Origin of the sequence: Pseudovibrio sp. Alg231-02, from assembly GCF_900143565.1 — a bacterium.
GTDB lineage: Bacteria > Pseudomonadota > Alphaproteobacteria > Rhizobiales > Stappiaceae > Pseudovibrio.
The window spans coordinates 67,388-82,209 of record NZ_FREX01000001.1 but is presented as its reverse complement, the minus strand read 5'-3'; the positions used below and the strand labels follow the sequence as shown (position 1 = coordinate 82,209).

The following is a 14,822-nucleotide window of genomic DNA, read 5'->3' as shown; positions in this document are numbered from 1 at the left end:
ATTACGCATCACTCGCTGGAAAATTCTTCTGCACGTTGTCGAGGTCAAGAACGGTTGGCAGGGATGCCTCGTTGCCGAGGAACTGAATGGCGTGGGCAGAAGCCGCGCGCGCTGTTTTGAAGTGATCTTCCCAAGAACCTTTTGGGTCTGCCAGATATGCATAGACATACGCACCGTGGAAAGTATCACCTGCACCGTTGGTGTCGATGACCCGTTCTTTTGGCACCTTCAAAGCGGCTTGGCGCTTGATCGGGCACTTGTCTTCGTACCACAGCAGGCCTTTTTCACCCTGAGTGACACCACCGACCTTCACGCCTTTAGCACGCAAGTATTCCAGTGTGTCTTCCGGTGATTTGCCAAGCTGCTCACAAAACAACTCAGAAACGATCGCCACATCAATGTAGTCGAGCAGTTCCTCGGTGTTCTCACGAACGGCACCACCATCCAGAGATGTCAGGATGCCGTGTTTGCGGCAAAGCTTGGCGTAGTGCAAAGCGGCATGAGGGATGTGACCGTCTACGTGCAGCGCCTGACAGCCAGCCAGATTAAGCTCAGGAACCGGATGCAGGAAGTCATTATCGCGACAACGCACGATGGCGCGTTTACCGTCTTTTGGCATGATGAAGGAGAGAGAACTTTCCTTCACTTTGCAGCTGTGGATCGGAATGGAGTATTTCGCGGCCATATCGCGGAACATGCGGGACAGCCAGTCGTCTGCCATGGAGCACAGCAGGTCAGGTGAGATGCCCAGCTTTGCGCAAACGAAAGCTGCGGTGACAGCGTTGCCGCCAAAGCTGACAGCATAATCCTGCGCAATTGCCTTCTCATCACCTTCCGGCATTGTCTCTGACAAAAAGGTCACGTCGATGTAGGACTGGCCAATAAATAGCGCTTTCATCCTGTACTCCATTAAAGTCCGGGTCACACTGCGCAAATGCAGCGATGGTACCTTCCGCTTTTAACGACGGATTGCTAAATGATGTCCTAGGGAAATCATGAAAGTGCCTTGCTCGCAAACCTGATGTATCAACTTGTTACATTACAGGTTGTTTTTGCGGGTCTTTCCCCAAAATGGCGGATTCTATGAGGGAAACTACGCAGGGCATGTTCCCATAGGCGCTAACTTAAGAAGCTATGTTCGGGAGTACGTTGTATTTTCCGCTTTCTGGGAGGCTCTTATATGCTTCGCCAAAAGCTGCTGGTGTTAGCGGCGATGCGCCCATTAGTTGTATGCGATGAGCCCTACAAATTTTGATTTGTTTTGTAACTATTGAAATATCACTAAAAGCTGATTTGACCTGTAAGTTCTTAAGCATAGCGGTTCAGCGATATGTAAAACATACTGCCGTTTCTACTGTCTGTATTCTTCCATACTTTGTCAAATATGGGCATATGCCTCACTCGGCAATCCGACCAGACCTCAGTTCAGTTGAGGCCCATACAAACGAGAACTGAGAAATGCGTAAAGTTAAATCTATTGGTAGAACTGAAGCTATTTTGTTCTGGGGGATCTTTATCGCTTCGATTTTACTTCACTTAACTCTTGGTGATGTCGTTGTGGCACAGAAACAGGAGCATGCTAAATATCTTATCTCCCTTAGAGAAAATCCTTCCGTCTGGGTCGAAACAAACGCCTTTCTTTACTACGCAAAGTTAGCGCAGCCATGGATTACATTACCTGCGATAGCGTTCATAATCCTATCAGCAATCATAAGAAATAAGTGCCAGGATCAGTAAAATAAGTTGGCGCAACCGGTATCCAGAAACAGGTTAAAATTTCCAATTGAGTTCAATGCGTTAGAGCTTAGATTGGTACCTAGGCGGCGCGATCCGTCATAATTCGCGCGGCAGTTTCACAAAAATACAGAACTTGCCTTCTGGTGTTTCGCCAAGGCTGACTTCGCCGCCATGGGCGTTGATGATCTGCTTGACGATGGAAAGGCCGAGGCCAACACTGGAGGAACGGGTGCGTTCTACGCTGTCATTGCGGAAGAAGGGCTCAAACACCTTCTCGTGCAGATGGTCGGGAATGCCGGGACCGGGATCGCTGATGGAAACAAGCAGCTGATCATTCTCAAGATTTTGCATCTCAACAATGGCAGCACCACCATATTTGAGTGCATTATCAATGAGATTGCTGAAGGCACGGCGCAAAGCAGTGGGTTGGCCGTTCATGACTGCGCGGCCTTCAACCTCCAACTCAACTTCACCGCCGCCACCAAAAATATTGCGGCTTTGGTCCGTCAGCTTATGGCGCTGGGGGACGAAGACAACATCATTGCCCGTGTCCATATAGTCATCACAAAGAGACTGCAGCAGTGCTGCGAGAGAGAGGTGCTGAGGCTCCTCCAGAAGGGCGTTGAACCGAAGAAAATCAAGGGAAGCTGCGATGAGGCGGGTCATTTCCTCCACATCGTGCAGCATGCGATTGCGCAGGGTGGTGGATTCGATCTGCTCTAACCGGAGCCGCAAACGGGTGGCTGGTGTGCGCAGATCATGACTGATGGAGGCCAGCATCCGCTTTTGCTCTTCCAGCAACTGCGCCCGGGCTTCCTGCTCTCGCACCAGCGTATCCTGCAGGGCAACGGCTTCCTCGGTGTCCCACGGTTTCAGCTCGGCACGCTCATACTTTGCCAGGGACCGAAACGGGGCGGCGGTGTAGTGAATGAGGCTGCGGGCCAGCACAAACACCAGCGTGATGCACAGCGCGGCGATGATGAACAGCACTGGCTCCGTCATCCGGTCCTGCCAGAGCTTCGGGAATGTGATCAGGCGGTTGCCTTGCTGGTTTGGAAGCGTCAGATAGAGCTGAACAGCCTTATCCTGCCGTGTGACGGCTTGAGCAAAAGTGCTCAGATTATCAATCTGATAGGATGGATTGGGTTGGTCGTGCGTGATCAAATCTGCCCGAGGCAAAGCACCGGTAAACACCAGTTCGGCTGTGAGCTTGAGACCATCGTTATCGAAGGTCAAAGGAAGAGACGAGGCATCGCCAGAAAGCACTGGTATGCCAGCTTCAACCACTTGCAGATATTTGCCCGCAAAAGGAGCTGGTGCAGTACCGCGAAGGTATTGGCTCAGTTCCGCACCGGCCTCAAAAGAGTTCGCCAGTGCTAACTCGCGCGTGTTGTAGGCGTTGAGCGTGAGCCCCAGCACCACGAAGACCGAGAGCACGGCGGTGATGAGAACCACAACCATACGGCGTTCAAGGGATCTGGGCAGGAGGCTCAGGATCAGTCCTGACATGGCCACGCTCTTTTCAGTGCCATGGACCTACACCCGCGTTACGCTTTGAGAAAACAGATAGCCCTGATGGCGCACTGTTGTGATGAAGTCTGTACTCGGGTCCGTCTGTGCCAGCTTTTTGCGCAGGCGGCTGATCAGAATATCAATGCTGCGATCGTGGGAATCCACCTTGGCACCGCGCAGCACGCGGCCCAGTGTATCGCGAGAGATCGGTTTTTGTGGTGCCTTCACAAAGGTCAGCAAAGCGTCAAATTCAGAAGAGCTCAAATGCACTAGCACACCATCGGGTGCAGTTAAATGACGGGTTGCCTCATCCAGCTTCCAACCGGCGAACTCAAAGCGCTGCGCTTTGGGCACGGCTGCTGTTTCAACGTCTTCTGTACGGCGGAAAATAGCGAAGATACGAGCCTGTAACTCACGAGGATTGAACGGCTTTTCCAGATAATCATCAGCGCCAAGCTCCAGCCCGACAATGCGTTCTGTATCACCTGTAATCGCGGAGATGATGATGATTGGCATCCTGGAGGTCTGGCGCACGCGCTGGCACAGGGTCAACCCGTTTTCTCCCGGCAGCATGATGTCCAGAACCATCAGATCAATGTGGTTGGTGTCCAGAAGCTCAATGGCTTCCTCTGCAGAGTTTGCAGTGAACACGGTGTACCCACGATCTTTCAGGAAGTCTGCCGTCAGGCTGGCGATTTCCTCATCATCGTCAACAATCAGCAGTGTTTTGTTCGAGAGCATCATACCTCGGTGTACCCATTTCAATCCCAACCAGCTCACTCTGGCCCAGTGCTGTATAACAAAACATTTGGCCGCTGCGAGAGGAATGTGTATGCGTCAGGTTGTCTTGCACGTGCAAGTTCATTGGATTGTGTGTTTATACGCGATAAATTGAAGAAAGAGTTTGCTAGAAGCGTCCTTGAGAATACCCATCGGGAGAATGTAATGGGCAGCCCGCGTCTCAGCTTGGTCGCACTTGCTGTTTTATTCGGTAGCATAACGGCGCAAGCCGCAACCACCGCTGAAGTCCTGCATTTCTGGACATCAGGCGGAGAAGCACGCGCAGCCCTTTCGCTCAAACAGGCGTTTGAGGCCCGTGGCGGTGTGTGGGATGACGCACCTGTTGCTGGCGGAGGCGGCGATGCCATGGCAGCCGTCTTGCGCGCCCGTGCGCTGGCCCAAGTGCCGCCATCCGTTGCCCAGATCAAAGGCCAGAACATTCAGGAATGGGCCGAAATCGGCTCGCTTCAAGGGCTTAACACCATAGCGCAGCAGCAAAACTGGGATGAGCTGCTGCCAGATCTTTTGAAAGAAACCGTTCAGTATCAGGGCAATTATGTTGCCGTGCCTTTGAACATCCACCGTGTGGACTGGATCTGGGCCAACCCCAAAGTGCTGGATAAGGTCGGCGTGACACCTCCGCAAACATGGGATGAGTTCAACGAGGTGGCGGACAAAATCAAGGCCGCTGGCATTATCCCGCTCGCCCATGGCGGACAGCCCTGGCAAGACGTGACCCTGTTTGAGGTGGTGTTGCTGGGGATCGGCGGCGCAGACTTTTACAAAAAGGTCTATCTGGATCTGGATCAGGACGCTTTGCGCTCAAAGACCATGATCAAGGTGTTCGACCAGATGCGCAAACTCAGCACCTATGTGGACCCGGGCGCTCCGGGCCGCGAATGGAACCTTGCCACCGCCATGGTGATGCGCGGTGAAGCGGCCATGCAGATCATGGGCGACTGGGCCAAGGCCGAATTTCTGACGGCGGGCCTCAAATACGGTGAAGACTTCATCTGTGTCTCGTCTCCGTCCAAGGGCGGTTACATCATCAATTCCGACAGTTTCGCCATGTTCAAAGTCTCAGACCCTGAGCAGAAAGCCGGACAGCAACTGATGGCCTCCATGCTGCTGGATGAAGAGGTGCAAAAGGACTTCAATCTGCTGAAGGGCTCTATTCCCGCCAGACTTGGCGTGAGCCTTGATGGCTTTGATGAATGCGCCATGAAATCAAGCGAAGACCTTCTTCTCAATGAAGCGCGCAACACCGTGGTTGGGTCCATCGCCCACGAGCTTGTTCAGTCCGGTGCCGTGCGTGGGGCTTTTCTGGATGTGGTCACAGAGCATTTCAATACGGATATGTCTTCGCAAGAGGCTGTCAATCAACTTGCCGAGACGGTAATCCTAGCAGATTGATTTCCCTCGGGCAGTCAGAGTAAAGCGTAGTTCCTGATAAGACCGCAGCACCCAGTGAGCAAAGAGAACCCTATGTCCAACCCCCAGCAGCGCAAGCAGCAGATGTCTGTTTTAGACAGATTGCAGCGATATTTGCCGCAGCTGGTGGTCGCACCGCCGTTCTTGCTCCTGGTGTTCTTCGTTTATGGCTTCATTGCATGGACGGGTTTCATCTCGCTCACCAACTCCCGCATGCTACCCACCTTTGATTTTCAGGGCATTCAGCAATATGTGCGCCTGCTGGCCATGGACCGCTGGAATGTGGCTTTCCATAACCTGCTGATTTTCGGCAGTCTTTACATCCTGTTCTCAATCACCATTGGCTGCGTGCTGGCCGTTCTGCTGGATCAACGCATCCGGGCAGAAGGTGCGCTGCGCACGATCTATCTGTATCCCATGGCGATCAGCTTCATTGTGACGGGCACAGCGTGGAAATGGACCCTGAACCCGTCCCTTGGCATTGAAAGCTACATGCAAAAACTGGGTTGGGAAAGCTTCCAGTTCGACTGGATCGTCAACCGCGATATGGCGATCTATGTGGTGGTCCTCGCCGCTGTCTGGCAAGCCTCGGGCTTTGTGATGGCTCTGTTTCTGTCTGCTCTGCGCACCGTTGATGAGGACATCATCCGCGCCGCTCATCTGGACGGTGCCAGCACCACCCGCATCTATTTCGGCATCATCCTGCCATCACTGCGGCCTGTGTTCCTCTCCGCTTTCGTCATTCTCGCGCACCTGTCCATCAAGAGCTTCGATCTCGTGGTGGCGCTGACAAATGGCGGGCCGGGCTACTCCTCCACGTTGCCAGCCAACTTCATGTACGAGATGGCCTTCCGCCGCAATCAGATCGGCCTTGGTGCCGCCTCTGCCATGATGATGCTGGCAACCGTGGCCGCAATCATCGTGCCCTACCTGTATTCAGAGTTGAGGGCAAAGCGTCATGGCTAATCCCAAAACACTCCCCGGCGCCAACGGCAAACGCTACCTGTTTGGCCGACTGTTCATCTGGACCCTGCTGCTCGCCGCTGCGGTTCTCTATCTTGGCCCAATTTACGTGGTGCTCTCCACCTCGCTGAAGGATCTCGCGGAAATCCGGGCCGGAGCTTTGCTGGACCTACCCCACGAGCTCAACTTCACCGCCTGGCGCGAAGCATGGTCCAGCGCCTGCATCGGTGTGCGCTGCGAGGGCCTGCGCCCGTACTTCCTCAACTCGGTGATCATGTCCGTGCCATCGGTAGCGATCTCCACCCTGATCGGTGCCTTGAGCGGCTATGCGCTGTCGCTCTTCCGCTTCCGCGGTGCCAACATCATCTTCGCCCTGATGCTGTTCGGCTGTTTCATCCCGTTCCAGATCGTCATTCTGCCCATGGCCCAAACCCTTGGCTATCTGGGCATCGCCAACTCCATCACTGGCTTGATCGTCGTGCACACCATCTACGGCATCAGCTTCACCACACTATTCTTCCGCAATTACTACGTCTCTGTTCCGCAAGAGCTGGTGCGGGCAGCCACAATGGACGGGGCAGGGTTCTTCCGCATCTTCTGGCACATCATGCTGCCGCTCTCTGTTCCCATCATCGTTGTCTCGGTCATCTGGCAGTTCACGCAGGTGTGGAACGAGTTCCTCTTCGGCGCCAGCTTCACCTCAGGCGGGTCTCAGCCGGTCACAGTGGCGCTCAACAATCTCATCAACTCCACCACCAGCGTAAAACAGTACAATGTGGACATGGCAGCCGCGCTCATAGCCGCCGCGCCAACCCTCGTTGTCTACATCATCGCCGGACGGTTCTTCGTGCGCGGGCTCACCGCTGGCGCAGTCAAAGGCTAAAGGCTCATTTATGGCGACCATATCCATCGAACATGCCTCAAAATCCTTTGGCGCAACTGAAGTTTTGAAGGACATTTCCCTTGATGTGAAAGACGGCGAATTCCTTGTCCTGCTCGGCGCTTCCGGTTGCGGAAAATCAACGCTGCTCAACATCATCGCGGGACTGGAGCCCATCGCTGAGGGAACCATCCGGTTGGATGGCGAAGTGGTCAACGACGTCCACCCCAAAAACCGCGACATCGCCATGGTGTTTCAGAGCTACGCGCTCTACCCAAACATGACGGTGGAACGCAACATCGCGTTTGGGTTGGAAATGCGCAGGATCAGCAAGGCAGAGCGCAAAGCCACCGTCCGCGAAGTCGCCAGCATGCTGCAAATTGAGCACCTGCTTGCCCGCAAACCAGCGCAACTTTCCGGCGGACAGCGCCAGCGCGTCGCCATGGGTCGTGCCCTTGTGCGCCGCCCCAAAATCTTCCTGTTCGACGAGCCTCTCTCCAATCTGGACGCCAAACTGCGCGGCGAAATGCGCACAGAGATCAAGAAGCTCCACCAATCTCTCAAGGCCACCATGGTCTATGTGACCCATGACCAGATCGAGGCCATGACGCTGGCAGACCGCATCGCCATCATGAAAGACGGCGTGATCCAGCAAATCGGCACGCCTCAGGAGATCTACAGCAAACCAGCGAACATGTATGTGGCCGGTTTCGTCGGTGCACCACCCATGAACTTTGTGGAAGTGGATCTGGTGAAGCAAGAAGACCAGTTTGGCGTCATCCTGCCAGCCGTTCTGAAGGGCGAGCCAAAAAACTACTTCCTCCCGCTCCCAGACTCAAAACAACTCGAAACACGCGAGAACACAAAAATCATCCTCGGCCTGCGCCCCGAAATGATCACCCACAACGCCTTCACCCAATCCACAAACCCGGAAATCGAATGCGACGTAGACCTCCTGGAACCCACCGGCGCCGACACCCTCTGCCTCATCCGCCTTGCTGGCCACCCCGCCAAAGCCCGCGTCTCCCCTTTGTTTGCGTGTGACCCAGGGGAGAGCATGACCTTCTCTGTGGACATGGGAAGGGTGTGCTTGTTTGACGGGGAGACGGAGGAGCTGATTCGCTTGTGAGTTTTTGAATAGACGAGTTTTTTAATCTCTTGATACTGGTTCATCAACAACACGCACTGCAAGTCTGAGTGGATCGACCTAGGTTATTGCCTTAGTGATTATCAGGTGGCAACACTCTTGCCTCGCTTATCAGGCAGTCGAGATCAGGAGAGGTCAGGCTTTGCAGAAAGGCTTCGAGGTCTTGTTTTTCTGCACCTGTGAGACCAAGCGGGCGGATGCGTGGGTCTTGACCACTCAGTTGTGATCCACCTTGGTCGTAGAACTCAATAACCTGCGAAATCGTACTGAGATGGCCGTCGTGCATATAAGGTGGCGTTACTGTGAGATTGCGCAGCGAAGGCGTGCGAAATCTCCATCTGTCAGCTGGGTCCTCTGTTACCTCATAGCGCCCAAGATCGGCCTCGCGTTCAGCGCTGACAGATCGGATTTTTGAAAATTCCATCTGATGCACCACTCCGGAGGCAACTTGCACAGGAATGCTTGCCGGGGGATTTTGGCGCTTCTCTTCACGCATCTGACCATATCCGGTGTCATGGAAAAGTTCATCCGTAAAGAGAGCATGATCATCTTCGATCAGATGGCAAGCACTGCAGCCCGCTTTGCCGGTAAAAACCTGAAAACCACGCTTAACATCGGCACTAACAGCAGTTTCATCACCACCAAAGTACCATTGATCAAAGGGACTGTTCCCCGCAAGGATTGTTCTTTGATACGCGCCAAGGGCCATCCCAATCCTATCGAGAGACGCCTGGGCCTCGAAGGCATCCTCGAACATCTGTGCATAGTCCGCAAGCTCCTTCAAAAGAGCAACAACACGTCCCGCAGATGGATTTGCCATTTCATTTCGCGCGGTTAATGGACCAATAAACTGTGTCTCCAATGCATGATCCCGGCCATCATGAAACAGCATATTCATATACCCGACATTCAAAATGCTTGGTGAGTTTCGCTTAAGGCTGCGCCCTTCAACGCCGATGGCTGTGCTCAGCTCCCAATTGGTGAACCCTTGTTCTGGAACATGGCACATGGCGCAAGACATTGTGCGATTGATCGACAAGCGCCGATCGAAAAACAACTTCCGGCCCAACTCAACCTTCGCGACACTCGGTGGGTTGTCATGTGGATGGCGGACGGGTGGAAGTCCGAGCAGAACAGAAAGGCTCCGGTTCAAAGCCACTGCAGACCAGTTTTCCGGGTCTGCTATGCAATGCGATTGTGCATGTGCGCCATCTGCCCAACACAGGAGACTGCCAATCAGACAAGTAAGGAACCACTGGCGCATTATGACCTGCTTTCTTCCAGTAAAAGCGTCTCCACGTCTGTGATCAGGAGCCTCGGGTCGATGGTTCCAAGGCCATAGACGTTGCGTACAACGCCTTCGCGATCAACCAGATACATCCGTAAAAGATGATTGATGACCTCCTGATCGTTCGAACGATCAATGACTTGGCCAAAACCATCCAGAATAGGCTGCAGATCTGTCATGCCTGAACTCGTAAGCACGTGCCATTTCAGCTTCTGATCAGCATTCGCATCGATTTGAAGGGGGTATGAAAAGGAGTTGATGGCCTCGACCGTATCGCGGGCAGGATCAAAACTGATAGTGATCAGCTGAACATCTTCTCGCAGTCCGGGAAGCTTCTGGCTGGCATCGTGAATTTCAAAGAGCGTCGACATGGCGATTGGACATCCATTCTCATCGCCACACATCAGATAGACAAAGCTCACCAAATTGATCTTGCCTTTGGTCAGTGCTGCAAATGAATGTGTCTGTCCATTTACATCCAGAACCCGTCCATCTGGCGCCGTCCTAAACCGGTTCAGCGTGTAAGAACCCGGCTTGGGAGGATCAAACTGAAACTCTTCATGAGGGGTAAAGGCATCTGAAAATGGGCGAGTGGGAGCAGCTTGTCCGGCCATTAAGGTATACCAGAGTGCTGGAAGTGTTGCTGCAACACCACTGAAGACCAGGAACTTTTTCAATACACGCATGCATCAGACCTAATGAGTTGGAAAGGCATGGGGCAACACGCGTGCTGCCCCAAAACGAGTTTGATCTAACTGGTGTACAGCTCAGAACTGCCAAAACGCATGATGTGCGCACGACCAAGGCCGAGCTTGTAAAAATCGATATCAAARTCCTCGATCAGCTCTTTCCCATCCCAGGTGTATGCACGCAGATATTGCACATCGTCGTCACCCTTTTTGTCCCAGTTTGCCAGCAAGGAAGAGCTGAAGTAGACCCGTTTCCCATCCCAGCTCTGGCTGACCATGTTGACCTGACKGTCGATGGTTTTCTCATAAATTTGAAAGGGGTTATGCGGATCGGAAATATCAAAGAGCCGCGTCTTGCCATCCATGAAGCTGTTGACCCACAGTGTCTGATCATCAGCAGCTATGGAGATATCGACGGGAAGCGGAATGTCCGCAGGGTTTCCAATATCCGCTACATCTTTGGCCTGCCATTCCCCACTGTCGTCCTCATAAATCAGCCAGAGTTTGGAGGTGAGWGCGGTCGTAGAGAATGCATAGTTCGCATTCGGGCCCCATGGGAAGCGGATCTCCAGSGGAGCGCCSGGCACGTTGAAGACCTTACGCGGCTGACGAGTATGYAGATCCCATTGAACGATCGTRTTGCCAAACCGTTTCATCGCGTCRGCATCTTGCAGCATCTGCCCAAAATCCATCATGTAGTTTGACCAGCCAGTAAAGGAGGAGGTCAACATGATGTTCTTGCGAATGTGCGCGCGAATGTCATAACCATAACCGTCCGCAACAGCATCCCCCACAGCAACAGCACCTTGCATGTCGCTGGCGGTTGGCATCCAATAAGTCGCCACGTAGTCACCGGCATCGCTGTATTCAACCAGTGCCGTGCGCCCACCATGATCATCATCATTGGAAAGCCCGGTGATCATCATGCTGCCGGGAAGGGCAAAGAATGTATGTGGCCCGACAACGCCCCCTGAATCCTTGACAAAAGTCTCGATGGTTTTGTGCAGGGATGGCTTTGATGGGTCACTATGTACGTCGAAGATGAAAATGCGATTGGTATCSAGACCACCAGTCCAGAAATAGCGACGATCTGCTGAAAARCCACCATGATGTGCTTCATTCCGTCCGCCGACAGAAAGACTRTTGATCACCTGACCGCGCATGGGCGAGTCTGGCCGCAGATCAATGGTAACAAGCTTATCTTGCTCATCGCCCATTCCCTCAACGCCGAGTGTCCAGACATAAACGAATTCTTCCTGCCCGGTGATCTTGGGCATATAAGGTGACTGACAGGTTTCATCAGCAAAAGCTCTAAACGGTCCGGCAGCTGCTGCAGCAGCAACAACCAATGCACCAAATTCTCTTCTATTCATAGCACTGCCCCTAACGGTCCTTGTAACATCTGTTATTTAAAGGGAATTTTAGCCTATTAGATTTAGGTATATCAGTGCTACGAGCGCTATTATTGAGTTAGGCACGACATGCAATTGCGAGAAGGTAATGCCCAACAAAATGAAATATAAACATACGTCTGGCTTAATTAAATCGCTTAGCGAATATCCAAGTCGGGCAGTTGATACCTATTTTGGGAAATCAGAGCACTACGCAAGAAGCGCATACTCATGAAGGGTTGCGGCTCTTAACTATCCCGACTTGGACATCTAGAGTTCATCTCGCAAGCTACTAGACGAACCAACGAAAACATTAACGTTTTTCAGCACCAATCATAGGTTGAGAAACGCTATAACCGTGCCTTGCCCGCCAAACGAGTCTGAATTTGATCACCCCACTAGGATATATACCTTCAGCAATCGATAACTCTTAGGTCTGTCGAACTAGCTCCTCTAAAGAGAGGCTTTGAGCGCTTCTGCAAGTCGGTCTATATCATTTTCGGTATTGTGAAGGTATGGTGCAAAACGCAAGGAGCTCCCTCTCTTACTGATGTAAACATTTCTTTCTGCTAGGCTTGATATAAGAGTATCTGGAACACCATTTTCTAATCTTGCGCCAAGAATGTTTGGGCTGCGAACTTCCTCAGGAATTGTTTGGAACCCGTACATTTCAAGTAATTCGGAAATTTGCCTGTTTGTTCTACGAAGTGTCTCAGCAATGTTTGCAACGCCCCATTCTCCAATTTGTCGAAGGGCTGCTATGCCACCTGGCAGGACTGAAGGTATACTTTTTTGCCCCATTTCAAACCGCCTAGCCCCAACCTGATACTGATCTGCGTATTCCACTAAATTCTCAAAATCCTCAGCCCCTTCACGGCTTAGCCAAGTCTCTTCTAACGGGCGCGCATGGTGCCATTTAGGATCTGCATAGAAAAGGCTAAGACCATAAGGACATAGCATCCATTTATAACCCGCTGAAATCAAGAAATCAGGTTCTAAGCTATCAATATCGATCGGGTTCGCACCAAGAGATTGTGTCACTTCTAGAACAAGGAACGAACCAACGTTCTTGGCTGCGGAGGAAATCTTGTTCAGGTCTAACAAGACACCATTTGTCCAGTGACAGTTTGGGACAGCGATAAGCTTTGTCCTCGAATTGATCTCATTTAAGACAGCTCGCGTCCAATCGTAGTCATCTGGGGTCGGGATCACGACAAGCTTCGCACCAGTTTCTTGTGTAAGTCGCAGCCAAGGTAAATAATTTGACGGAAACGCCTCTTGTAAGACGATAACTTCGTCTCCAAAAGATAAGTGCTCCTCCAGAATGCGCGCAACTGTCGCAGACCCATAACTCGCCGAAGGAACGATTGCGAAATTATCGACGCTCGTTCCAAAGGCAGTATAGGCAGCCCTTCTGAATGCCTCGGCATCATCGAAAAATTCATTAGGAGTTCTCTGCCACGGCCAGCACTTAGACGCCGCCCCCTCGATTAAAGCTTTTTTTGACCCAATGAGCAGAGGCGCATTATAGGAGCAATTAAAGTAGGCGATATTGGGTGGAATATCGAACAGGTGCCGTTGTGGCGAAATCAGAGCCATGATGAGCCTCGAGCAGAATTGGAGGAAAGAAGTATTTAATACAATGAATAAGGTGTATCGCATTATGGAAGTCAACTAACGTATTGTATCTAGTACAATTATTTGTCGTCGACGCCTCATGTACAGATCGGTTAAATTAAATAAGGGAATGTTTTGGCCCACGATCACGACAACAGGAGTGAGATATGGGGCAGAACACAAAGACGACCTGCGTTACTGCAGAACGCTTGGTCGTGGATATCCGGCGCAAAACCCGTAAGCGCTACTCCAATGAAGCAAGATCCGAATTGTACTTGCCGGATTACGCGGCGAAGACAGCGTTGCTGAGCTGTGCCGTCAGGAAGGTATTTCGCAAGGGCTCTATTACAGCTGGTCGAAGGAGTTTCTTGAGGCTGGCAAGAAGCGGCTTGCCGGTGACATAGCTCGTCAGGCAAATACCAGAGAGGTTAAGCTACTGTGTAAGGAAGCTCGCGACCTCAAAGAAGTGATTGCAGAGCAGGCCCTTGAACTGCGGCTTCTTTAAAAAAGTATGACAGGCGGTGGGGAGGTCGACGAATGAGATATCCCGCTCACGAGAAGCTTGAGATTATCCTGCTGGCTGATAACACCCACCAACCATTCAAGCGCACTTTGGAGGATTTGGGTATTCCGCGCTCTACTTTCTATGTTTGGTATGACCACTATTGTAAGAGCGGTGTTGAGGCGTTTGAAGACCAAAAATCGCATCCTGCCCAGATTTGAAACCGTAATCCCGATGCGATCAGAGAGCAGTTTATCGAGCTGGCTTTGGAGATTCCGGACTTATCTCCTCGCGAACTTGCCGTACGCTTCACCGACACAAAAGGCAATTTTGTAACCGCTACGCTCCAACTGGCGCTGGATGCCTCCGGATGCGAGCAGCCAAAGTTGCTGCATCGTCCGCGCCTGCTTTCTGACAACGACAGCTCATACGTCTCATCGGATCTGGCACAATGGCTGGAGGGAAAGGACATAGAGCATGTCAGAGGCGCTCCTTATCATCCGCAAACGCAAGGCAAAATCGAACGTTGGCATCAGACCATGAAGAACCGCGTTCTGCTGGAGAACTACTACATGTGTAAGGATTTAGAACTACAGATCAGTCTGTTCGTCGTTTACTATAACAATCAGCGCTACCACGAAACGTCATACCGGCAGATGCTTACTTTGGTCGTGCCAAGCAGATTTTGCAGAAAAGACAGCTGATTAAACGACAAACGCTTCAAAAGCGTCGCTTGTGCTACCACGCACACCTCTCCGCTCACACAGTTTGCAACCAAGATACAATTTTCTCGAGCGAGTAATGGAAGAAGCCACTTACGAAATGTCTTTTAAAATAATTAGCAAAGGCATTCCAATCGCTTACGATCAAAGATCGTAAGGAAAA

Annotated in this window: 12 protein-coding genes and 1 pseudogene; 6 read left to right on the top strand and 7 right to left on the bottom strand. The window is 52.0% G+C overall.

Annotated elements, in window-relative coordinates; genetic code table 11:
- Position 1: 1 nt before the first annotated feature.
- Positions 2-898: a sugar kinase gene (locus DHN43_RS00305; protein WP_057464591.1), complete on the bottom strand. Its 897-nt coding sequence runs from the start codon at positions 896-898 to the stop codon at positions 2-4.
- Positions 899-1,458: 560 nt separating this feature from the next.
- On the opposite strand from DHN43_RS00305, the gene DHN43_RS00300 reads away from it, so the two are divergent.
- Positions 1,459-1,737 (top strand): hypothetical protein, encoded by a 279-nt coding sequence (locus DHN43_RS00300; protein ID WP_108817361.1) that lies wholly within the window; start codon positions 1,459-1,461, stop codon positions 1,735-1,737.
- A 96-nt stretch (positions 1,738-1,833) separates the two neighbouring features.
- Here DHN43_RS00300 and DHN43_RS00295 read toward each other — a convergent pair whose 3' ends face one another.
- Together DHN43_RS00295 and DHN43_RS00290 are read right to left on the bottom strand one after the other, a co-directional pair.
- A complete protein-coding gene (locus tag DHN43_RS00295; RefSeq protein ID WP_108817360.1) occupies positions 1,834-3,246 on the bottom strand; it encodes a sensor histidine kinase in 1,413 nt (470 codons plus the stop codon).
- 27 nt (positions 3,247-3,273) lie between these two features.
- Positions 3,274-3,990 (bottom strand): response regulator, encoded by a 717-nt coding sequence (locus tag DHN43_RS00290; protein WP_208994777.1) that lies wholly within the window; start codon positions 3,988-3,990, stop codon positions 3,274-3,276.
- Positions 3,991-4,194: 204 nt separating this feature from the next.
- Between DHN43_RS00290 and DHN43_RS00285 the strand changes: the two genes are divergently transcribed.
- From DHN43_RS00285 to DHN43_RS00270, 4 genes are all read left to right on the top strand, one after another.
- On the top strand, positions 4,195-5,442 hold the full coding sequence (locus DHN43_RS00285) for an ABC transporter substrate-binding protein (RefSeq protein ID WP_108817358.1): 1,248 nt from the start codon (positions 4,195-4,197) through the stop codon (positions 5,440-5,442).
- Between the two features lie 72 nt (positions 5,443-5,514).
- Positions 5,515-6,426, top strand: a complete 912-nt coding sequence (locus DHN43_RS00280) for a carbohydrate ABC transporter permease (protein WP_108817357.1) — start codon at positions 5,515-5,517, stop codon at positions 6,424-6,426.
- Positions 6,419-7,306: a carbohydrate ABC transporter permease gene (locus DHN43_RS00275; RefSeq protein ID WP_108817356.1), complete on the top strand. Its 888-nt coding sequence runs from the start codon at positions 6,419-6,421 to the stop codon at positions 7,304-7,306. Before DHN43_RS00280 ends, DHN43_RS00275 begins: the two co-directional genes overlap by 8 nt.
- Positions 7,307-7,316: 10 nt before the next feature.
- On the top strand, positions 7,317-8,432 hold the full coding sequence (locus tag DHN43_RS00270) for an ABC transporter ATP-binding protein (protein ID WP_108817355.1): 1,116 nt from the start codon (positions 7,317-7,319) through the stop codon (positions 8,430-8,432).
- A gap of 91 nt (positions 8,433-8,523) precedes the next feature.
- On the opposite strand, the gene DHN43_RS00265 is transcribed toward DHN43_RS00270, so the two are convergent.
- The 4 genes from DHN43_RS00265 to DHN43_RS00250 all read right to left on the bottom strand — a co-directional run bounded on the left by DHN43_RS00265 (position 8,524) and on the right by DHN43_RS00250 (position 13,417).
- Entirely contained in the window at positions 8,524-9,714 is a 1,191-nt protein-coding gene (locus DHN43_RS00265; protein ID WP_108817354.1) for a cytochrome-c peroxidase, read from the bottom strand.
- Positions 9,714-10,424 carry an SCO family protein gene (locus DHN43_RS00260; protein ID WP_063296872.1) on the bottom strand — a complete coding sequence of 237 codons (711 nt, stop codon included), beginning with the start codon at positions 10,422-10,424 and terminating at the stop codon, positions 9,714-9,716. The genes DHN43_RS00265 and DHN43_RS00260 overlap by 1 nt, the downstream gene beginning before the upstream one ends.
- Before the next feature lie 65 nt (positions 10,425-10,489).
- Positions 10,490-11,800, bottom strand: coding sequence for a selenium-binding protein SBP56-related protein (locus DHN43_RS00255; RefSeq protein ID WP_108817353.1), 1,311 nt, complete (start codon positions 11,798-11,800; stop codon positions 10,490-10,492).
- Positions 11,801-12,271: 471 nt separating this feature from the next.
- Positions 12,272-13,417, bottom strand: coding sequence for an aminotransferase class V-fold PLP-dependent enzyme (locus DHN43_RS00250; protein WP_159096771.1), 1,146 nt, complete (start codon positions 13,415-13,417; stop codon positions 12,272-12,274).
- A gap of 185 nt (positions 13,418-13,602) precedes the next feature.
- Here DHN43_RS00250 and DHN43_RS00245 point away from each other — a divergent pair.
- Positions 13,603-14,739, top strand: a pseudogene (locus DHN43_RS00245) (transposase).
- Positions 14,740-14,822: the final 83 nt, after the last annotated feature.

Coding starts and splice junctions, on each gene's coding strand:
- DHN43_RS00280 (WP_108817357.1), top strand. CDS start 5,515: ATGTCCAACCCCCAGCAGCGCAAGCAGCAGATGTCTGTTTTAGACAGA.
- DHN43_RS00260 (WP_063296872.1), bottom strand. CDS start 10,424: ATGCGTGTATTGAAAAAGTTCCTGGTCTTCAGTGGTGTTGCAGCAACA.
- DHN43_RS00275 (WP_108817356.1), top strand. CDS start 6,419: ATGGCTAATCCCAAAACACTCCCCGGCGCCAACGGCAAACGCTACCTG.
- DHN43_RS00250 (WP_159096771.1), bottom strand. CDS start 13,417: ATGGCTCTGATTTCGCCACAACGGCACCTGTTCGATATTCCACCCAAT.
- DHN43_RS00285 (WP_108817358.1), top strand. CDS start 4,195: ATGGGCAGCCCGCGTCTCAGCTTGGTCGCACTTGCTGTTTTATTCGGT.
- DHN43_RS00300 (WP_108817361.1), top strand. CDS start 1,459: ATGCGTAAAGTTAAATCTATTGGTAGAACTGAAGCTATTTTGTTCTGG.
- DHN43_RS00290 (WP_208994777.1), bottom strand. CDS start 3,990: ATGCTCTCGAACAAAACACTGCTGATTGTTGACGATGATGAGGAAATC.
- DHN43_RS00295 (WP_108817360.1), bottom strand. CDS start 3,246: ATGTCAGGACTGATCCTGAGCCTCCTGCCCAGATCCCTTGAACGCCGT.
- DHN43_RS00305 (WP_057464591.1), bottom strand. CDS start 898: ATGAAAGCGCTATTTATTGGCCAGTCCTACATCGACGTGACCTTTTTG.
- DHN43_RS00270 (WP_108817355.1), top strand. CDS start 7,317: ATGGCGACCATATCCATCGAACATGCCTCAAAATCCTTTGGCGCAACT.
- DHN43_RS00265 (WP_108817354.1), bottom strand. CDS start 9,714: ATGCGCCAGTGGTTCCTTACTTGTCTGATTGGCAGTCTCCTGTGTTGG.